Below are 19,605 nucleotides of genomic sequence, written 5' to 3'. Positions count from 1 at the left end.
GTACCGGTCCGAACTCAGCGGCTGATGAGAAGGTCCTGCCCGCGGGAGATGAGCCGGTTTCAGCGGTGAACGTGTAACCGGACCATGGGCAACACATCCACTGGTGCGCCGGTGGCATGTTCGATGGCGTCACGCAGATTCTTCCAGGCGCGCGGATGCCGCTGGATGTAATCGTCGAGAGCGGCCTTGGCCTCTTCTGTCGTCATCACGGTCGCGGTGGCGGGCATACCGCGCCGGAATCCGTGCCAGACACGCACGCGCGAGTCGGCCTGGACATTGCGGTACCACTGGGCGCGGGTACCGAAGCCCGAGACGATGATGTACTGGTCGGGAGCAGGTCGATCGACCACTTCCAGCACGACGTATCGGCGGATACCACTGCGCCTGCCGAGGTGTTCGAGCATCAGCAGCCTGGTTCCGAAGAGGAATCCGAGCCCGGCGCGATAGAGCAGGATCGGTGCCCGGACCAGCCAGCGGGTCTTCAACATCCGTGCGCCGAATGTCGCGGCGGAGGCATTGGCTGTCATTTTTCTCCTTTGTTGCTACTGAGCGTGTTGTTACTGAGCGCGTTCGCGGACGACGCGTGCGATGTCGATGCGTCGCAGGAACTGCAGGGCCGTCAGCTGCGAGAGCGCGGCGGCCACGAGCACGGCGGCAACCGCCAGCGCGGGCGTCGGTACTCCCAGCGACAGGTGCAGGGTGAACATGTCGCTGTTGAACGACCGGAGAAACGCCCAAGCGGCCACGATCCCCGCGCCGAGCCCTATGGGCACGGCAAGCGCTGTGGCCAGCAGATTTTCGGCGGCGAGTGCGGCGGTGAGGCGTCGGTTGGGTACCCCGGCCGCTCGTAATGTGGCCAGCTCGGTGGTGCGTTCGGCCAAATTGACGGTCATGGTCACGTAGATGACCGCGAACGCCAGGATCGCGCCGAAGAAAAGCATGACGGCGACGAATATCCAGAACAGCGCGAGGAATCGGTCGAATTCCGTCCGCAGTGCTTGCGTATCGGTATAGGCGAGTGTGCCGGGTAGTTCGGTAACGGCGGCACGGAGGGCATCGCGGTCGGCACCGGGCTGGAAGCGCAGCAGATAGCCGGGGAGTGCGGCAGGCGCGATGGTTCTGGCGGTGTCGTTGGTGGCGTAGAGAAAGGTTCCGAGCGGTTCGTCCACCAGCGCGGCAAGCCGTACCCGGTGCGGGGTGCCGAACGCCGAGGTGATCGTGAGGGTATCGCCGACATGGACGCCGAGCCGGTCGGTCAGCGCGGATCCGGCGACCACGCCGTCGGCGGGCAGACCGGATACGCCACGCACGGTCCGGAATCCGTGCATGGTGGTGTTCGGCTGTAGCCCGGTGAGTTCGGTCGTATAACTGTTGTCTTCGGCCTGCACAGTGACCGGGGCGGTCGACCAGGTTTCCACCTCGGCGATGCCGGGTATCGCGCGCAGCTGTGCGCTCTGCGCACCGGCGTCCGGCGCTGCCACCACGGTCGCGTCCTGCTGGTCGACCTGCTCGAACTGCACCGCCAGCACGGCGCGCATGCTGGTGACCATGCCCGCCGACGCCAATATCAGCACCAGCGCCAGGACGGTGCCGGTCATTGTGGCCAGCGTGCGGCGGCGGTCCCTGGTCAGCGAGCGCAGGGCCATCCGCAGCACTGCGGGTAATCCGGTCCATCGGGCCGACATGCGGGTCAGTGGGCCTGGCCGGACCATGCGCGCGCCGTCACCGCGCATGGCCTGTGCGGGTGCGGTGCGGGCCGCGGCGAGCGCTGGGGCGAGGGCGGCGAGGCCACCGGCCGCCAGACCGAGGCCGAGCCCGAGCGCGAGCGTGGACACGCGATGTTCGATGACGGTGTCCGGGATCCCGATCGCCTTGGTATACGCGGAGGTGACCGCCGAGGTCGCGACAGCACCGAGGAGGACACCGGCCAGCCCGCCCGATGCGGCGACGATCATGCTGTAGGTGAGGTAGTGCCGGATCAGCGCGCTCCGGCGCGCTCCCATCGCCAGCAGGGTGCCGATGATCGGACGTTCGGCGTGCACCAGCCGGGTCAGCAGGACATATTCGGCAATCCCCGCGGCAAGCAGGAACAACAGCGGGAAGCCGACGGCGATCTGGGAGAATCCGTTCAGGTCTTCGGTCAAGGCGGCGTCCGAGGGGTTCTCTGCCCGCGTGGTGACATCAGCGGCGCCTGCCGACCGCAGGAGTGCGGCCACCCGATCGTGCTCGGATTCGGTTGCCGAGGGGGACATCTCGACGAGTGTCTGATCGGGTCCGGGTTGTCCGGACAGCCGTAACGCTGTTGCTTGTTCGGCGAAGACGATCGCGAACGAGTGTGGATCGCCGAGTACTTCCTGCCTGCTGCGGGCGGGCCACAGGTACTCCGGTGAGCGGGCGACCCCGGCTACCGTCACCTGCTGCCAGGTAGTGCCGTCGAAGACGTCGAACCGGTCACCGGGGCCGAGCCCGAAGGTGTCCGCGGTGTGCTGTTCGAGCACCACCTCGTTCTGCCGTACCGGATCGGGCATCCGACCAGCGGTGAGCGCGATGTCGTTCACCGAGGGCTCGGTGCCCGCGGGTATCCCGCTGATCCGGCCGACCAGCTTTGCCGCACCGATCGTCATGGGGACATCGGCCTGGGTACGTACGGACACTCTGGCGACACTGTCGTCCGCCCGCGCCGCTGCCGCGATCACTGCCGGGTCACCGCCGACCGCGGTGAAGTCGGCGAAGTGTAATCGTGTGTAGGTGCGCTCATAAGAGGTGGACAGATTGCGGAACGAGTCGTAACTGGCGATGAACAGCAACACCCCCAGCATCACCGTTACCGCGATCGCGGCCGCTTGCGCGGGCTTGCGCCGCAGATCCCGGCGGATCTTTCGCCCGAGCACCTTGTTTCTCATCAGCAGCATCGCGATCACCACCGCACTGCGGCCGCGTCGGTGGGCGCGGTATTGCGTTCGGTGGCGACGATACGACCGTCGCGCATCCGGACGACCCGGTCGGCGATCTCGGCGACCACCTCATTGTGGGTCACCATGATCACGCCGCGTCCGGCTCTGGTGGTTTGCTGCAGTAGTTTCAGCACGTCACGGCCCGTCGCGACGTCAAGAGCGCCGGTGGGCTCATCGGCGAGCACCAGATCGGGATCGGTGGCCAGCGCCCTGGCGATCGAGACCCGTTGTTGTTGTCCACCGGATAGTTGCGCGGGGAAATGGTTCGCGCGATCGGCCAGTCCTACCGCCGACAGGAGCTCCTGTGCCCGCGCCCGATCGCCGCGACCGGTGAGTTCGACCAGCACCTCGATGTTCTCCCTTGCGGTGAGGCTTGGGATGAGATTGAAGAACTGGAAGACGAAACCGATATGGGCCCGCCGGAATTCGCCGAGGGTGGCGGGCGGCCGATCCGAGATGTCCTGCCCGGCGACCACGATCGAGCCGCTGTCGGCCGATTCGATACCGCCGATGATATTGAGCAGGGTGGTCTTGCCCGAGCCGCTGGCACCCAGTACGGCCACCAATTCACCAGCGGGGATATCGATGTCGATATCCCGTAGTGCGTGGACCGCTGCCTCACCGCTGCCATAGGTCTTGTGCACCCCGAGCAGCCGAATGCCGCCTCGTGTGGTCGTCGCTCCCTCATCCATGTCGGTTGTCCTCCGCTCCCGCCGTCTCGGATATCCCGGTCAGCCGGCACAGCGGGCCGTCGACACCGAGTTCACCCACGCCTGGATCGATCAGCCGATGCAGGATGAGCCCATCGAAAGCGGCCAGCAGTACCGCAGCCGTGGCTTCCGCATCGGTGACCGCCCCGTCGGCGTGCAGCCATGCCGTGACTGCGGTGCGGAACTCGCGCAACAGTGCGGCCAGTCCCTCTTGTAACCGTTCGTGACGTGTTGCCGCCAAGAACATTTCGCTGAAAACCCGGGTATCCATATCGTCGCCGGTGTAGGTGGCTATCGTGGCCAGGAGTTGGTCCACCCCTGCCGTGGTCGGCTGTTGCAGGATTTTCTCCAGCATGACGGCCCCCACCTCGCGCGTCAGACGGAGTGACGCGTCGATCAGCAGATCGTGTACCGAGGCGAAGTGGTAGTGCACCAGCCCCGGTCGCAGTCCGGCGCGGTCGGCTACGAGGCGAGTGGTCACTGCGCCCCAGCCCCGATCGGCGATCAATTCGACCGCCGCGTCCATCAGCCGGGCGCGGGTTTCCCGGCCCTGTTCGGCGGCGGTCACCATACTCGCTCCTTCATTGCCGACACCCTCTGGCGGAATCTTCTTGGGCATTCACCTTGGGCGTATGTCCAAAGTGGATGATATGGAGCAGTGTACAACAGTTGCCTTATGCACTAGTAGGCTTTGTGTGCTATTTCGGGGAAATCGGCCGCGGCGATGGCCTGGCCCGCGCCGAACTCGGCATCACTGCCGTCGGCGCGGGTGCTGATCGAGCGCTGAACCCGGTGTCCGTAATCGCTGTACGGCAGGTTCGGTGGAATCCGTGGTGTGGGGGAGGGGCTCTCGGATCGGAGCCGATACTCCGGTCAGAGTTGATAGCTGTCGATCGCCGTCACCGCGTTCGGTTCGCCACCCGCGGCGCTGAACGCGTTCAGCGCGCGCACCAGTCCGGAGCGGTCGCCTGCTGGTACCCGGTCGACAACCGCGGCGATCTCTCGGCGCCGCCGGTCGGTAACCGCGGTGACGATCGTGTGGCCACGTGTGGTCAGTTCGATGATCAACTCGCGGCGGGACTCCGGATTGGGCTTGCGATCGACCAGTCCGGCGGTGACCAGTCGGTCGACCATCCTGGTCGCAGTGGAGGGCTGCACGTTCAGGATGCCGGCGAGGGTCGCGATCTTGGCAGGTCCGCGCGTGGACAGAATTACCAGCGTACGGAACTGAGGGATGGTGATTGTCTCATCGACGTGGGCGATCGACTGCGCGGACAATGCCACCAAGAGGCGGGAGGCGGTCAGTAAGGCGTCGGTGATCTCATCCACGGACTCCTCGGCTGTCGCGTATCGTCGCGCCGTCGTCATTGCCATCTCCGTTCGTTCATGCAGGGATGTCTCCATCCTGCCGCCCCGCGAATAACGGCACCGCACGGTGGTATGCCGATCGGGGTGTATCGAGTCGGCCTGAAGAGATCCCGCTCAGGCGCATCGATTATGTTGCAGATAGCAATTGTTACATACTGCTACTATGTTGCCGTTCGAGGGAGTTCCCCAAAACCGGCGCCGTCGTGCTTTCCTATCGCGCGGATTATGGCTCGGATGGCTGCGGGAGAGCTCGTCCGGAACATTGTTTCTCGCGGTGGCTGTCGGCGCGGTGACCGGGTTCGCCGCGATCGGCTTCCGGTACCTCATCACCGGGGTCACCTGGCTGTTCACCGGATACCACGACTACGCCGGCCTCGGCAGGGTCGCTTGGGGGCATTGGCCCGGGCTCGGGGTGTGGTTCCTGCTGCTCGCGCCGGTTGTCGCCGGTGCGATCTACGGGCCGGTGGTCTACCGGTTCGCTCCTGAGGCCCGTGGGCACGGCGTACCCGAGGTGATGTACGCGGTCACCGAACAGAAGGGCCGGATAGCCCCAAGGGTCGTGGTTCTGAAGGCCCTGGCCTCGGCATTGTGTATCGGTGGCGGCGGATCGGTCGGCCGGGAAGGCCCGATCGTGCAGATCGGTTCGGCCGCCGGTTCGACCATCGCGCAAGTGACCCGACTCGATACGCCGCGCGTCCGGCTGCTGGTGGCCTGCGGCGCGGCAGGCGGCATCTCCGCGACTTTCAACGCGCCACTGGCCGGGCTGTTCTTCGCCATGGAGCTCATCCTGCGCAATTTCGCCGTCGAATCGTTCGGTGCTGTCGTACTGTCCAGCGTCACTGCCAGTGTTGTCGGCCGGGCCGTGGTCGGCGACGAGGCATTCTTGACACTGCCGGATTTCGCTGTGCGGCATCCGGCCGAATACTTGTTGTACCTGCTGCTCGGACTGGTGGTCGGTACGGTAGGGGTCTGTTTCTCGAAGGTGTTGTACGCGGTCGAGGATTTCTGCGACTGGATCTGGCGCGGTCCGCAGTGGGCGCGTCCCGCGGTGGGTGGACTGTTGCTCGGTGCGGTACTGCTCATGTTGCCGCAGATGTACGGCGTCGGGTATCCGGTGTTGGAGAGCGCGGTCGAGGGCGAATATGTGCTCGGCATGCTGGTGCTGCTGCTGGTAGGGAAGATGGTCGCTACCAGCCTCACCATCGGTATCGGCGGATCCGGCGGTGTCTTCGCACCCACGCTGTTCATCGGAGCCATGGCAGGCACCGCCTTCGGCCAGATCGTGCATCATCTCCTGCCGACGGTCACCCAATCGCCGGGCGCTTACGGTTTGGTCGGGATGGCTGCCGCACTCGGCGGCGCCACCCGCGCCCCCATCACGGCGGTCATCATCTTGTTCGAGCTGACCGGTGAGTACACCGCCATCCTGCCGCTGATGACCGCGGTCGCCGTGGCAACGGGCGTGTCCCGGCTGCTGTCGCAAGACACCATCTACACCCGCAAGCTCCTGCGCCGCGGCATCGACCTCGAGCAGCCTCATGGTCCTTTCGCTACCGTCAGCGCAGGTGACCTCGCGCGCGCGGCGCCGAGGCCGTTGCTCGATACCGCGGATCTCACGACCGTGGCTACCGCGCTGGAGAAGTCCGCACTCGGGATACTGCCCGTACTCGACCGCGACGGCCGCTACCGCGGCTGTGTCTCGGCGCGTGATATCGCCGAAGCGCTCGATGACTCATACCAACCGGAGTCGGTGGCTCACCTGGTGAAGTACCTACCGGCGGTGACCGCCGACGCGACATTCCACGACACGCTCGCCGCACTGTCCGGGTACGGCGGAACCGGATTGCCGGTCGTCGACCCCGACCACACGAAGGTGATCGGCTGGATCACCTACGAGGATCTGTTGACCGTATTGCATCGGTAGCCGGTTCAACCGTTGGTCGGGGCCGAGCGAGTGCATAGCCTGTCGCGGCGGCTACGGGATGACGATATTGAACTCCGGGTTCGGTGTGTCCAGGACCTCTTTGAGGTCCCGCAGTTTCGTCGCGTCACCGGTGAAGGTGAGCTCGCCGGCGAGGACGGCCTGCGGAATTTCCTTGGTGCCGGTGAGCATGCCGATCAGCACCGGTCGGGTCAGGGTCAATGTCGCGTCCGGCGCGGGGCCGACGAAGCCTTCCTGGATCTGGTGGTGGACGAACACGCCGTTGCGCAGTTCGGTGCGATAGGTCTTGCCTTCGTCGGTGATCGTCCAGTCGTTGACCAGGTGCATGTTCCATGCTTCCGGCCCTTTGATCAGGAAGGAGATGTAATCGAAGATCTGATCGACGGTGAGGGTCCCGATCAGCGCCTTCGACTCGGCCTTGACCGGCGTCCCGAAATTGCCGTTGCGCAGCTCGTAGGCGCCGGACAGATAGAAATTACGCCAGGTCGCATTCTCGGAACCGTACCCGAGCTGCTCGAATACGCTGGCTTGCAGCATCTTGGCGCGTTGATTATCCGGCTCGGCGAAGATCAGATGATTGAGCAGGGTGGTGGCCCAGCGGTAGTCGTTGTCGGAGTATGCCGTGCGGGCCTGCTCCAGTACCTTGTCCGCACCACCCATCGCGGCGACATAGCGCTTGCCCGCTTCGACCGGTGGGTGCTCCCACAGGTGCGCGGGGTTGCCGTCGAACCAGCCCATGTATCGCTGGTAGATGGCCTTGACGCCGTGACTGACCGATCCGTAGTAGCCGCGGGAGGCCCAGTTGTCCGCCAGCGGCGGCGGCATCTCGACCATTTCGGCGATTTCGATCCCGGTATGCCCTTGGTTGAGCATCCGCAGCGTCTGATCGTGCAGGTAGGCGTAGGTGTCCCGCTGCAGGGACAACCATTCCACGATCTTGTCCGTACCCCAGGTCGGCCAGTGATGCGAGGCGAACGCGACATCCGCCTTGTTCGCGAACATATTCACCGACTCGGTCAGGTACTGCGCCCAGACGTGTGCGTCGCGGACCAGCGCCCCGCGCAGCGTGAGCAGGTTGTGCATGGTGTGCGTGGCATTCTCTGCCATGCACAAGGCCCGACGGTCGGGGAAATAGAAGTTCATCTCCGCGGGCGCCTCGGTGCCGGGAGTTATCTGGAACTCGATGCGGACACCGTCGATCGTCTCTTGCTGGCCGGTCGTGGTGATGTCCTTGGTAGGCGGGAGCAAGCTCACCGTGCCCGTCGATGTGGTCATACCGAGACCGTTGCCGACCTGCCCTTTGGCATCACGTGGTAAGCCCGTGCCGTACATGTAGGCCGCACGGCGGGTCATCGCCGTGCCCGCGTAGATGTTCTCGCTCACCGCGTGCTCCAGGAACCCCTTTGGTGCCAGCACCGGGACCCGGCCCGCGTCCTCCGCGGAGAGAACACCGAGGGCGCCACCGAAGTGATCGACATGCGAATGGGTGTAGATCAGCCCGGTCACCGGGCGGTCACCACGGTGGCGCCGGTACAGTTCGAGCCCGGCTTTCGCCGTCTCCACCGAGATCAGCGGGTCGATGACGATCACTCCGTTATCGCCCTCGACCAAGGTCATATTCGACAGATCCAGTCCGCGGACCTGATAGATGCCGGGTACCACCTCGTACAGGCCCTGTTTCACCGTCAGCTGGGACTGCCGCCACAAGCTGGGATGCACCGAGTTCGGGCAGCTTCCTTGGAGGAAGGAGTAGGAGCCGATGTCCCATACGGCCCCGCCCTCGGCATCTGCGATCACGTCGGACTCGTATCCGGCGAGGAACCCTCGATCGGCATCGGTGAAGTCCTGGGTGTCGTCGAAGGGCAATGAGGATTGCGCCTGCTTCTGCTGATCGACGATGTGCTGGCTCGGATCGATCCGATCCTTCGTGGTCTGCTCGGCAGGCAGTTCGTCCGATGTGGCACACCCGGTGGCGGTTACTCCGATACCTGTCGCCATGAGAGCCGCCGCTCCGACGCCGAAGACGCTACGGCGGGAGAACCCTGGTCCCCGACCGCGGTGGGTGTGGTTGTCATCGGACATGCACTGTGCTCCTGTCTTGCTGCCGATCGATGGAGTTGCCGTAAAGAGAGCGTCGATCTCTGGACGCTGCACGCGCGCACTACCGATCTCATCGGGATCCGGTCCATGCCTGTGCCCGCTCGCGTTACGGAACCCCATCTATACCGCTATTGCAGTAACACTGCAATAGTGGTGGTTGCCGAGACGGGCCGTAATGACCTACATGGTAGGTGTTGCCGTGCTGGTGGGTGGGGGCGCAGATGAACACTCGGACCCGTGCGAATCGCTCCGGGGCCGGTCACCCTGACTGCTGGTCCGATCCCGTGGCGCCTGTGCACAGCGGAGCCGGGCGGCGAACGAAGCTCATGGCGTGGTTGCCTGCTCATTGCCGGAGTCGAGATGTGCTGTGGTCAGCAGTGCGCGCAGCATCCGGCCCACGGCATGAGACGCCGCCTGGGTGGACAGTCCGCGCCGCTCGGTCAGGTGGTGGCGATAAGCCCAGGTGGCCGTGGCGTCGATCATATCGAGCAGTTCCACGTCGAGGGTGCCGTCACGGTGGAGTTCCGGCGCGAACAACCGGGCGAGACTGTCGTGGATATGCTGGTCGGTCCGGCGCATGCGCTGGTCGACGGCCTCGGCTGTGTGTGATTGGACCAAGCCCAGCTTGCGCGGGTTGCGCTGCAGCGCGAAGACAGCTTCACTGCAACCGACCGCGATGTCGATCCGCTGGTCGAGTGGTAGTTCCGCATCCATATCGGCGAACAGGGCTTCGACATAGCGGGACTGCTGCTCGGTGACAGCGGCCAGGAGATCTTCCAAGCTGTGGAAATGAACGAAGAGGCTCCGTTCGGAAACACCGGCGCGGGCCGCGATCGTCTTGCTGGTCGGCGTGAAAACGCCCTCTTGTAATGTCTCTAGCAGCGCGTCGATGATCGCCTTGCGGGTTTGCTCCGGATTGCGTCTACGTCGCGGGCTGCTGGTTCTGTCGCCCATGGGGCCATCCGATCACATCATCTGTGTGCCACGGGCGAGGCTCCTTTATGCCGAGCGGCATTCTCTGCCATCGGGCATGCTCAGGCAGCGGCGATCGGTCAGCAGCGATCGAGAGTCCCATGCTTGCCTTACCGGCCTCATGGCGAATAGTGTTCGCCACACGTCGGTTCTGTTGATGAGGTGGACCATAGCGACACGGTGGATGAGGTTTCGAGCAGTCATCGCCATGGCGGTGGCTGGAATCGCGGCAGCGACGGCTACCGCTGTGGGCCCGGTCGGTGCCGCGCGCGCCGAGGAACCGGCCGACGGACAGGTCACGTGGCTTTGCCGCCCCGATATGGTCACCGACCCGTGTCGCGGCGACGCGAGTACCACGATCCAGGGGGCGGACGGCGAAACAACCGTCGATCGACCTTCGGTACGTGCGCACGATGTGGACTGCTTCTACGTCTATCCCACCGTCTCGACAGACCCCGCGCTCAATGCCAGGCCGGAAGCCACCCCCGCGGTCACCGGGGTGGCCCGATTACAGGCCGCGCAATTCTCCCAGCTCTGCGATGTCTACGCGCCGGTATATCGCCAACGCACCCTGTTCGCCCTGCAACGTGGTCCGCTGTCCACCGATTCGGTGCAGGCCGGGGCGGAGGAGGCCTACAGCGATGTCGTTCGCGCGTGGCGGCAATACCTCGAACGCGATAACCACGGCCGCGGCATCGTGCTCATCGGACATTCACAAGGCACTCTCTTACTGCGCAGGCTTATCGCCGAGCAGATCGAAACCGATCCCGTCGCCGATGGGCGCATCGTATCGGCGCTGCTGGCGGGCGGCAATGTCGTCGTACCGGAAAACAGCACCGTAGGAGGCGATTTCACATCGCTCCCGCTGTGCGGGTCCGCTACTCAGATCCACTGTGCGCTGGCGTGGTCGGCCTTCGGTGAAATCCCGCCCGCGACGACCCGTTTCGGTGCGAAACCGACGACAGCGAGCGCCCACCCGGCCCCGTACGGCCCCGGATACGAGATCGCCTGTACCAATCCGGCATCGCTGGAGCACAACGATCGCGCGTTGGTGACCACTCTGCGACCAGGCGTACCGCCCGCGGGCATCATGGGCCTGGCCGATGTCGCCACCTACGGGCCACAATTACCGCCACCTGCTACACCGTGGGTGCAGCCGGCCTCCGGGTACCGCGCCCAGTGCGTGCACACCAACGGCGCCCATGTACTGATGATCACCGCCGACCCCGGTATGCCACCCCTGAACGCTTTTCCCGATGCCAACTGGGGATTGCACGTCACCGACATCAATATCGTGCTCGGCGACCTCATCGCCGTCGTAGACAAGCAGATCGCTGCCTACACGGCCGCGCACCGGTAACCGGCACCGTTCGCGATCCACGTAAACTGGGGTTTTTCCTGATCCACGCTGTGCGGAATTACCGCTGCGCGGAACTGCATACGCCGATATTCGGCGCACGGTATCCGTATCGTCATCGAACCTTAAAGTAGCTGAACGGTAGATCTCAAAGTTTCCTCGAAACCCTTAGTGGGCTATGCGAGGAGCTGACCGAATGATCCAACAGGAACAGGCAAGGAAGCCGAGGCGCGGACTGCGACGGGTGATGGCCGCCGCATTCGCCATGGCGACTCTGGCGGCATCGGGCTGCGGATTGGGGGGTGATGACGGCGCGGCGGTGACGTATGAAGACGCGAAAGCTTCCGGGAAGATCAAGGTCGGTTTCGCGAACGAAGCGCCGTGGGCTTACCTCGATGAAAAGGGGGAGTTGACCGGTTACGCCCCGACGGTGGCGCGGGCGGTGCTGAAGAAGCTCGGTATCGATGAAGTCGAGGGCGTGGTCACCGACTTCGACGGACTCATCGACGGTGTGCGGGCCAAGAACTACGCGTTCGTGGCCGCGGGTATGTTCATCAACCCGAAGCGATGCGAGAGTTCCGCTTTCGCCATTCCCGACTATCAGGTCGGATCGGCATTCATGGTGCCGGAGGGCAACCCGCGCAATATCAACCGGTTCGAGGACATCACCAGGGAGAACGTCCGGATCGCCACTCTCGGTGGCGCGGTGGAGAACGGCTACGCCGAATCCGTCGGAGTACCCGGTGAGCTGATCGAGCCGATGGCCAAGCAGGACGATATCCTGCGCGCGGTAAGCAACAACGACGTCTACGGCAGTGCGCTGCTCGACGTCACCGCCGCCTGGCTGGTGCGCAACAACCCGGACGCGAACCTGGAAGTGACGCCGTCGTTCCAGTTCGGTGATAAGCCCGATGTCGGTACCTTCAACTTCCGCATCGGTGATGACGAGTTCCGCGAGGACTTCAACCGGGAGCTGCGCGCGCTGCACGAGAGCGGGGAGTGGCTGAAACTGGTCGAGCCGTTCGGCCTGACCGCGGCCAATGAGCCCGATCCGACCGCTACCACCGAAGAATACTGCGCGGCCTGACCTTTGACCGAGAATATCGACGTCTATCTGGAGCGCATTCTCACGGGATTGCCGTTCACGGTCTGGGCGACCGTGGGCGGCATTGCCCTGACCGTGGTGCTGTCGTTCCTCTCCGGTCTGGCCCTGCTCTCGTCCTCGGCGTGGCTGCGGGTTCCGGCCAGACTGTATGTGGAGGGCTTCCGCGGTAGCTCGGAAGTAGTGCAGTTGTTCTTCTTCGCGGTGGCGGTACCGATCTTCTTGGGCATCACGCTCGGTGCCACCGCGCAGGGGCTGTTGCTGATCGGCATCGTGGTGCTCGGGCTGAATCACGGCGCCTATGGCGCCGAAATAGTCCGCGGCGCCGTGTCCGCCGTGCCGCGCGCACAAGTCGAGGGTGCGATCGCGGTGAATCTGTCCGCACCGCAGCGGATGTGGCGGGTCATTCTGCCGCAGGCGGTGGTCGAGATGTTGCCCTCGTTCAACAATCTGTTCATCCAGCTGCTGAAAGGTACGGCACTGTTGAGCTTCATCGCCGTGCCGGAGATCTTCAAGAAGGCCGATGAGCTACGCGCGGTTCCTGCGTTCTCCCGGGAGCTCGGCGTCATCTACACCATCGAGCTGCTGTGCTATCTACTGCTCGCGATCGTGATCACACTGATCATGCGGGTGCTGGAACGGCTTGCGGCCCGGCGGGTCGGTAGGCGCCTGCCCACCCGGTCGCGACGCTGGACGAAGGCGGTGAGCGGCTGATGGAGAAGTGGCGCTGGGATCGCTTCTTCGAAGCGTTCCCCTACATTTGGGACGGGTTGCTCGTCACCGTCCAGTTCACCGTGCTCGGTTCGCTGGTCGCCTATACGCTCGGCCTGATCTTCGCGATGATCCGGCGGATGCGGATACCGGTGGTCGACCAACTACTGTGGGCATTCATCGAATTCGTGCGCAGCACACCTCTGTTGGTACAGATCTTCGTGCTCTACTGGGTAGTCCGCCCCGCGGTGTTCGACGATCTGCCCATCGAGACCCAACGGTTACTGGTCGGCGTGCTGGCATTGGGTGTGCACTATGCCTGCTATACCGCCGAGGTCTACCGGGCCGGGATCGACGCGGTGCCTGCCGCGCAATGGGAGGCGGCGACCGCGCTCAGCCTGCCGAGGATGCGTACCTGGACCGATGTCATTCTGCCGCAGGCGGTTCCACGGGTGCTGCCCGCGCTCGGCAACTACACCATCGCGATGTTCAAGGAGGTGCCGCTGCTGTCTTCGATCGTGATCCTCGACATGGTGTATCAGGTCAAAACCGCCTATGCCTCCGACACCGGTGGTACCGGGCCCGAGGCATGGCTGGCGGTCGGGCTCACCTTCCTCGCCCTGAGCTATCCATGCTCGATTCTGGTACGAAAGGTGCAACTCCGTGTCGGAGCTATCGAAGCAAAGTGAGCCCGCTGACGCCCGCGTGCTCTCGGAACTGGTCGAGGAGCCGGCCGAACAGCAGACCGTTGCGCCGATGATCCGGTTCACCGACGTGGTCAAGACTTACGGCAAGGTCTCCTGCCTCGATCGGCTCGATTTCACTGTCGCGCCGGGCGAATTCGTCAGCCTGATCGGACCGTCGGGTTCCGGAAAGACCACGGTACTGCGGCTGCTGATGACGCTGGAACGGGTGAGCTCGGGCACCATCGAAGTGGATGGAAATCTGCTGAGCCATATGCGCAAAGGTGATCGCCTCGTGCCTGCCGACGAAGCCCACCTGCGCCGGGCGCGGCGCTCGATCGGCATGGTGTTCCAGCACTTCAACCTGTTTCCGAATATGAACGTGCTGCGCAATATCACCGAGGGCCCGGTCCGCGCGCTCGGCCGGTCCAAGGAGGCCGCGGAGGCCAGGGCGCTCGAGCTGCTGGAGATGGTCGGGCTGGCGGAGAAGGCTACGGCTCGGCCCACCCAGCTCTCCGGTGGCCAGCAACAGCGGGTCGCGATCGCGCGAGCGCTGGCCATGGACCCCGATGTGCTCCTGCTCGACGAGGTGACCTCCGCGCTCGATCCGGAGTTGGTGACCGGAGTACTGCATCTGCTCCGGGATATCGCCGCGACCACCGACATCACTTTCCTCTGTGTCACGCACGAAATGCGTTTCGCGCGTGAGGTGTCCGATCGAGTGATGATGCTCGACGCGGGCCGTATCGCTGAGGAGGGGCCCGCGGAGCAGATCTTCACCGATCCGCAGGAGCCGCGCACCCGTGAGTTCCTGCGGGCGGTGCTGGACCGCAACTGATCTCCGCCCGGCCGCGCGGGCTCCGGACTCCGCGCGGCCGGGTCGGTGATCGGTTGTCTCCGCGCTAGCATCCATAACCGTGGTTCTCAGTAGGGGCGAAGAGCGAGTATCTGTTCCGCAGTCGGCACACCGGGGGATATCGACAACCGATGTCTCCTCTTCCCTCGGCAGGCTGCGACTATGGGCTGTCCTCGCCGGTGTGCTGGCAGTAGCCACCGCGCTCTCGATTCCGTTCCTTCCGGTTCGTCAGGAGCAGTCGAGTATTTCGTGGCCACAGGCGGGGGCGGTTTCCTCGGTGACCGCACCGCTGGTGTCCTATGCTCCGACCGAACTGTCGGCCGAGATCCCGTGCGCCGCGTTCGATGCGCTGCCTGCGGGCGGCGGTGTCGTATTGTCCACGATTCCTCGGCAATCACCGGATATGGCGCGATACGGGCTCGTCGTCGAGGCCGTTCCGGCCACTGCCGATCGCCGAGGACGAGTCGATATCGTCGTGCGCAAAACAGTGTTGTGGTCGGCTCCCCTGAGTGCGGTCGCCGGGCAGTCCTGCACGCTCACCATCGCTATCGATGCACAACGCGCAATAGTGAGCGGTGGCCCCGCTGATTCGAGCAACACACTCGATACCGATGTGCGCCCCCAGGTGGTGGGGCTGTTCACGGAACTGACCGGCGCGCCACCGCAGGGTTTGCGCGTCGACGTCGAGGTCGATTCCCGCTTCACTTCCGCACCGTCGGTCCTGAAACTGATCGCGATCGCGATCTGTCTGCTCGCCACACTGGCAGCGCTCGTCCTGCTGCATCGGCTGGACACCACCGACGGACGATCGGCCAGACGGTTCCTGCCCGCAGGCTGGTGGCGATTACGACCGGTCGATGCCCTTGTCGCGACCACGCTTGTGGTCTGGCATTTCATCGGCGCGAACACCTCCGATGACGGATACCAGCTCGGTATGGTCCGCGCATCGGACAGTTCGGGCTATATGGCGAACTATTTCCGCTGGTTCGGCGTTGCCGAAGCCCCTATCGGCACTCCGTACTACGACCTGCTGGCCTGGATGGCGAAACTTTCCGCGGCCAGTCCGTGGATGCGATTGCCCGCATTACTGGCAGGCATCGTCACGTGGTGGGTGATCAGTCGTGAGGTCATCCCGAGATTGGGCGCGGCGGTACGCACCGATCGAATCGCGGTATGGACCAGCGCCCTGGTTTTCCTCGCATTCTGGCTGCCCTACAACAACGGCTTGCGCCCCGAACCCATTGTCGCGCTGGGCCTGCTGCTGACCTGGTGTTCCGTCGAGCGGGCCATCGCGACCCGGCGGCTGCTACCCGCGGCGGCGGCATTCATCATCGGCGCGCTCACGCTCACTGTCGGGCCCTCCGGCCTCATCTGCTTCGCCGCTCTCTTCGCAGGCGCGCGCGGACTCACCCAGATCATCGTGGACCGCGCCCGGCAGGTCGGCTACCTGCCACTGCTGCTCCCGCTGCTCGCCGCAGGCCTCGTCGTGCTCACCGCTGTTTTCGCCGACCAGACCCTTGCCGGGGTCCGGGAGATGGCGCATGTGCACGGTCTCATCGGCCCCCGCGAGCCATGGTTCTTCGAGTACCTCCGCTACCAATGGCTACTACAGATCAACGCCGACGGCTGGTTGACCCGGCGATTCGGGGTGTTCGTGCTGTTGCTCGGCGTGAGCGCCTGCCTGGTGACGATGCTGCGTCGCGGCGGGCGGATTCCCGGTACCTCGCTCGGGCCGTCGCAGCGGATCGTCGGCGTCACCTTCGGGGCGATGATCTTGATGATGTTCACGCCGACGAAGTGGACCCACCACTTCGGGGTGTTCGCCGCCCTGGCCGGAGTGATCGCCGCGCTCACCGCGGTTGCCGTGAGTCCGGCGGTGATGCGACCGCTGCGCAACCGCGCGCTGTTCGCGGCGGCGGTCTTCTTTCTCCTGGCGATGTCATTCGTCGGCACGAACGGCTATTGGTACGCATCTTCCTGGGGAGTCCCGTGGGCAACCATCCCACCGGAAATCCTCGGTAAGGGGCTGTCCACCTTCTTCGCGGCTCTTACTGTATTCGCGCTGGCGGCAGCGGCCTGGTTCCATATCCGTCCGTCGCATACCCCGCCGGGATCGGCCGCCACACGCATCGGCCGCATCCCGGTGCTCGCGGTCGCTGCCGCCGCCATGGTGGCTTTCGAGGTGCTGTCGTTCGTGAAAGCCACGGTGGCACAGTACCCCTCGTTCTCTCTCGCATCGTCGAATGTCGCCGCGCTCTCCGGTGGCTGCGGCCTCGCCGATCAGGTTCTGGTCGAGACCGACCCCAATGCCTCTATGCTCCGGCCGCTCAGCGGCGATATCGCCACAGCGCTGGCAGGCACCCGATCGACCGGGTTCACCAACAACGGGGTCGCCGCCGATCTCACCTCGGAGGAAACCGAGACGGACACCAGTCTGGTGAACTCGGTCAAGAATCCGGATGCTGAGCCGGAAACAGCTGGAACGGAATCCGGCACTTCTTCCGGCACCGGGATCAACGGCAGCAGCGTTCCGCTGCCCTTCGGACTGGAGCCCGCGACCACCCCAGTGCTCGGTAGCTACCGAGACAGTGCGCAGGAGCCCGCCGAGTTGATCAGCGACTGGTATCAGCTGTCCGGCGCGGCCACCACGGAGCGCGGTCAGATCATCGCCATCGCCGCCGCAGGGCGCATCCGGTCGGTCGACCGGTACGGTGTAGTCCGTCCCGGCCAGGATATGCGGCTCGAATACGGTCGCCGACAACCGGATGGCAGCGTCACCACCCTGGGAAAGGTTGTACCGATAGATATCGGGCCCGCGCCGTCGTGGCGCAATCTCCGTGTCCCACTGAACTGGTTGCCGAACGAAGCGGATGTGGTCCGGATCGTGGCCGAGGACAGCAATGCCGACAAGGACCAGTGGTTGGCGGTGACGCCACCGCGTATTCCGCAGACTCGAACATTGAATGCCGTGGTGGGGTCCGAGGTGCCGGTGTTGCTGGATTGGACGGTCGGTTTGAGCTATCCCTGCCAGCGGCTGATGCCGACCTACGCCGGTGTCGGAGTGCTCCCGGCCTACCGGATTCTGCCGGATCGCAATGGGGCGGCGATCACCGATCTATGGCAGGGCCACGATGGCGGTGGCCCTCTCGGCTGGATACAGCTGCTGCTGCGTCCGGAGACGCTGCCCACCTATCTGAACAACGCATGGGACCGTGATTGGGGCTCGCTGCAGCGTTACAGCCCACTGGATCCCAGTGCTGATCCGGCGCAGGTAACGATCGAATACGTTCGGCGTTCGGGTATCTGGACACCGGGGCATATCAATACGCAGTACTGACCGGCAGAGCGCGACAGGCAGCTCCGGGCTCCGCCGTTGACAACCGACACGGATATTCGACATACGCGACCTGGATCGTGTGACTTACAGCGATGAATGGCGCTGTCGGCGCAGTTGTGTTCGGCTCGATTCAGTACCGGCCGAAGGCGAGTGCGACGTTGTGTCCGCCGAAGCCGAACGAGTTGTTGATCGCGTAATCGATGCGGCCGTGTCGGGTTTGATCGTCGTCGGCGACAACGTCGCGGCCATCAATACGGATTCGGCGAGAAGCGGATCCTCGGCCGCATCGGGCGCGGTGCAGATCGGTTCGGGCAGCCAACTGCCTACGTAATCCTCCCGGCGGCGCCGTGCGCGCATATCGGGATCGAGGCCTGGCAACTCATCCGGATATGGCCGGCAACCGTTTGTGGCGGAACCACCGCATCACCAAATCCCACAATTTGCGGGTGATCGACACACCAATGATTCATCGGTGTTCAACATCGGCACTGGTCGCGGTACCAGCGCGCCAGGCCGACTACGACCGTGTCATGCACGTCAGCCAAGCCATCGATACTGCGGATGCCAACTCCGACTAGACCACGGGCAACGAATGAGAATTACCGCCGCACAGCGCATCTAGAACGAGAAACGTATTCGTGCTACATTAAGTGCTGCGCGCGATGAAGCAGACCAGGAGCATTCAGGCTCCCGCGGCGCGCAGATCTTGCGACTCGAGGCCGACAGCCGCGCGCCCAGCGAACGGCTCGCCCCGGCCAGCGGAGTAATCGACGAACTCGCTGACTTCCGACTTGGGCTCTTGCCGGAATCGCTGCCCAGTACGACGAAATCCAGCGACTCCGCACCGTCGCGTCCTCAACTCCGTCCGTCACCCACCCATCGCCTCCCGGCAGCAGGTTATCGGCCATGTTGAAGGGATGCGCCAGAAAACCTAAATATCAATCGCGACAAGAAGATCAAACTTGAACCAACAGAATCGAGCCGACAATGACATGGTCGATACCGCAAATCACCACCGGTGCTGAACGCCGATTGCTCGAGAGCACGCTCGACCGCAATCGCGCCGAACTGATCAACACAGTGCGAGGCCTGTCTGACCAAGACTCCCGACGCCACCTGGTTGTATCGATGACTACCCCGATAGGATTACTCAAACACGCCGCAGTCGCCGAACGGATTTGGTTCCAGCACATCCTGGGCGGCATTCCCCTGAGCGAATGCGACGGTGGCACGACACCGGGCGACGCCAGTTTCATCGTCGACGACGACGAGACCCTGGCCGATGTGATCACCGAATTCGAGCGTGCCAGCGCCCGTGCCCGCGTGGTCGCCGCGGAATTCGACCTTGACGACATCAGGGCACATCCCCACCTCGGTGATGTCAGCCTGCGGTTCATCTACCTGCTTCTGAGTGAGGATTTCGCGCGCCACGCCGGCCACGGCGACATCCTCCGTGAGCAGATCAAGCATCTCGATCGGCTGAGCACCGATGCCAAGAACAGCCCTTAGTCCG

The 19,605-nt window shown here is 64.3% G+C and carries 16 protein-coding genes; 9 read left to right on the top strand and 7 right to left on the bottom strand.

What is annotated here, in order from left to right; genetic code table 11:
- Positions 1 to 59: 59 nt before the first annotated feature.
- The 5 genes from ACL02S_RS15215 to ACL02S_RS15195 all read right to left on the bottom strand — a co-directional run bounded on the left by ACL02S_RS15215 (position 60) and on the right by ACL02S_RS15195 (position 5,032).
- The gene (locus tag ACL02S_RS15215; RefSeq protein WP_412803068.1) at positions 60 to 527 is read right to left on the bottom strand and encodes a nitroreductase family deazaflavin-dependent oxidoreductase; all 468 of its coding nucleotides are present in this window, start codon (positions 525 to 527) and stop codon (positions 60 to 62) included.
- Positions 528 to 557: 30 nt separating this feature from the next.
- On the bottom strand, positions 558 to 2,912 hold the full coding sequence (locus tag ACL02S_RS15210; RefSeq protein ID WP_412803067.1) for an ABC transporter permease: 2,355 nt from the start codon (positions 2,910 to 2,912) through the stop codon (positions 558 to 560).
- A 5-nt stretch (positions 2,913 to 2,917) separates the two neighbouring features.
- Positions 2,918 to 3,646: an ABC transporter ATP-binding protein gene (locus tag ACL02S_RS15205; RefSeq protein WP_412803066.1), complete on the bottom strand. Its 729-nt coding sequence runs from the start codon at positions 3,644 to 3,646 to the stop codon at positions 2,918 to 2,920.
- The gene (locus tag ACL02S_RS15200) at positions 3,639 to 4,283 is read right to left on the bottom strand and encodes a TetR/AcrR family transcriptional regulator (RefSeq protein WP_412803065.1); all 645 of its coding nucleotides are present in this window, start codon (positions 4,281 to 4,283) and stop codon (positions 3,639 to 3,641) included. The genes ACL02S_RS15205 and ACL02S_RS15200 overlap by 8 nt, the downstream gene beginning before the upstream one ends.
- 254 nt (positions 4,284 to 4,537) lie before the next feature.
- Positions 4,538 to 5,032 carry a MarR family winged helix-turn-helix transcriptional regulator gene (locus tag ACL02S_RS15195; protein WP_412803064.1) on the bottom strand — a complete coding sequence of 165 codons (495 nt, stop codon included), beginning with the start codon at positions 5,030 to 5,032 and terminating at the stop codon, positions 4,538 to 4,540.
- Between the two features lie 163 nt (positions 5,033 to 5,195).
- Between ACL02S_RS15195 and ACL02S_RS15190 the strand changes: the two genes are divergently transcribed.
- Positions 5,196 to 6,956, top strand: a complete 1,761-nt coding sequence (locus tag ACL02S_RS15190; protein WP_412803063.1) for a chloride channel protein — start codon at positions 5,196 to 5,198, stop codon at positions 6,954 to 6,956.
- 51 nt (positions 6,957 to 7,007) lie between these two features.
- Here ACL02S_RS15190 and ACL02S_RS15185 read toward each other — a convergent pair whose 3' ends face one another.
- Together ACL02S_RS15185 and ACL02S_RS15180 are read right to left on the bottom strand one after the other, a co-directional pair.
- Positions 7,008 to 9,056: an alkyl/aryl-sulfatase gene (locus ACL02S_RS15185; RefSeq protein ID WP_412803062.1), complete on the bottom strand. Its 2,049-nt coding sequence runs from the start codon at positions 9,054 to 9,056 to the stop codon at positions 7,008 to 7,010.
- A gap of 342 nt (positions 9,057 to 9,398) precedes the next feature.
- Positions 9,399 to 10,028, bottom strand: a complete 630-nt coding sequence (locus tag ACL02S_RS15180; RefSeq protein WP_412803061.1) for a TetR/AcrR family transcriptional regulator — start codon at positions 10,026 to 10,028, stop codon at positions 9,399 to 9,401.
- Between the two features lie 202 nt (positions 10,029 to 10,230).
- Between ACL02S_RS15180 and ACL02S_RS15175 the strand changes: the two genes are divergently transcribed.
- From ACL02S_RS15175 to ACL02S_RS15140, 8 genes are all read left to right on the top strand, one after another.
- Positions 10,231 to 11,406 carry a DUF3089 domain-containing protein gene (locus ACL02S_RS15175; RefSeq protein ID WP_412803060.1) on the top strand — a complete coding sequence of 392 codons (1,176 nt, stop codon included), beginning with the start codon at positions 10,231 to 10,233 and terminating at the stop codon, positions 11,404 to 11,406.
- A gap of 193 nt (positions 11,407 to 11,599) precedes the next feature.
- Entirely contained in the window at positions 11,600 to 12,490 is an 891-nt protein-coding gene (ehuB, locus tag ACL02S_RS15170; RefSeq protein WP_412803059.1) for an ectoine/hydroxyectoine ABC transporter substrate-binding protein EhuB, read from the top strand.
- A gap of 3 nt (positions 12,491 to 12,493) precedes the next feature.
- Entirely contained in the window at positions 12,494 to 13,219 is a 726-nt protein-coding gene (locus tag ACL02S_RS15165) for an amino acid ABC transporter permease (protein ID WP_412803058.1), read from the top strand.
- Positions 13,219 to 13,905, top strand: a complete 687-nt coding sequence (gene ehuD, locus ACL02S_RS15160; protein ID WP_412803057.1) for an ectoine/hydroxyectoine ABC transporter permease subunit EhuD — start codon at positions 13,219 to 13,221, stop codon at positions 13,903 to 13,905. The genes ACL02S_RS15165 and ehuD overlap by 1 nt, the downstream gene beginning before the upstream one ends.
- A 67-nt stretch (positions 13,906 to 13,972) precedes the next feature.
- Positions 13,973 to 14,737 carry an ectoine/hydroxyectoine ABC transporter ATP-binding protein EhuA gene (gene ehuA, locus ACL02S_RS15155; RefSeq protein WP_412803228.1) on the top strand — a complete coding sequence of 255 codons (765 nt, stop codon included), beginning with the start codon at positions 13,973 to 13,975 and terminating at the stop codon, positions 14,735 to 14,737.
- A gap of 79 nt (positions 14,738 to 14,816) precedes the next feature.
- Positions 14,817 to 18,092, top strand: coding sequence for an arabinosyltransferase domain-containing protein (locus ACL02S_RS15150; RefSeq protein ID WP_412803056.1), 3,276 nt, complete (start codon positions 14,817 to 14,819; stop codon positions 18,090 to 18,092).
- A gap of 160 nt (positions 18,093 to 18,252) precedes the next feature.
- Positions 18,253 to 18,423, top strand: coding sequence for a hypothetical protein (locus ACL02S_RS15145; RefSeq protein WP_412803246.1), 171 nt, complete (start codon positions 18,253 to 18,255; stop codon positions 18,421 to 18,423).
- Positions 18,424 to 19,079: 656 nt separating this feature from the next.
- Positions 19,080 to 19,601 (top strand): DinB family protein, encoded by a 522-nt coding sequence (locus tag ACL02S_RS15140; RefSeq protein ID WP_412803055.1) that lies wholly within the window; start codon positions 19,080 to 19,082, stop codon positions 19,599 to 19,601.
- Positions 19,602 to 19,605: the final 4 nt, after the last annotated feature.

The organism is Nocardia spongicola, assembly GCF_047200775.1.
GTDB lineage: Bacteria > Actinomycetota > Actinomycetes > Mycobacteriales > Mycobacteriaceae > Nocardia.
The sequence above is the reverse complement of the archived record's forward strand: the minus strand, read 5'-3'. Positions and strand labels throughout refer to the sequence as shown.

Coding starts and splice junctions, on each gene's coding strand:
- ACL02S_RS15215 (WP_412803068.1), bottom strand. CDS start 527: ATGACAGCCAATGCCTCCGCCGCGACATTCGGCGCACGGATGTTGAAG.
- ACL02S_RS15210 (WP_412803067.1), bottom strand. CDS start 2,912: ATGCTGCTGATGAGAAACAAGGTGCTCGGGCGAAAGATCCGCCGGGAT.
- ACL02S_RS15205 (WP_412803066.1), bottom strand. CDS start 3,646: ATGGATGAGGGAGCGACGACCACACGAGGCGGCATTCGGCTGCTCGGG.
- ACL02S_RS15200 (WP_412803065.1), bottom strand. CDS start 4,283: ATGCCCAAGAAGATTCCGCCAGAGGGTGTCGGCAATGAAGGAGCGAGT.
- ACL02S_RS15195 (WP_412803064.1), bottom strand. CDS start 5,032: ATGACGACGGCGCGACGATACGCGACAGCCGAGGAGTCCGTGGATGAG.
- ACL02S_RS15190 (WP_412803063.1), top strand. CDS start 5,196: ATGTTGCCGTTCGAGGGAGTTCCCCAAAACCGGCGCCGTCGTGCTTTC.
- ACL02S_RS15185 (WP_412803062.1), bottom strand. CDS start 9,056: ATGTCCGATGACAACCACACCCACCGCGGTCGGGGACCAGGGTTCTCC.
- ACL02S_RS15180 (WP_412803061.1), bottom strand. CDS start 10,028: ATGGGCGACAGAACCAGCAGCCCGCGACGTAGACGCAATCCGGAGCAA.
- ACL02S_RS15175 (WP_412803060.1), top strand. CDS start 10,231: ATGAGGTTTCGAGCAGTCATCGCCATGGCGGTGGCTGGAATCGCGGCA.
- ehuB (WP_412803059.1), top strand. CDS start 11,600: ATGATCCAACAGGAACAGGCAAGGAAGCCGAGGCGCGGACTGCGACGG.
- ehuD (WP_412803057.1), top strand. CDS start 13,219: ATGGAGAAGTGGCGCTGGGATCGCTTCTTCGAAGCGTTCCCCTACATT.
- ehuA (WP_412803228.1), top strand. CDS start 13,973: ATGATCCGGTTCACCGACGTGGTCAAGACTTACGGCAAGGTCTCCTGC.
- ACL02S_RS15140 (WP_412803055.1), top strand. CDS start 19,080: ATGACATGGTCGATACCGCAAATCACCACCGGTGCTGAACGCCGATTG.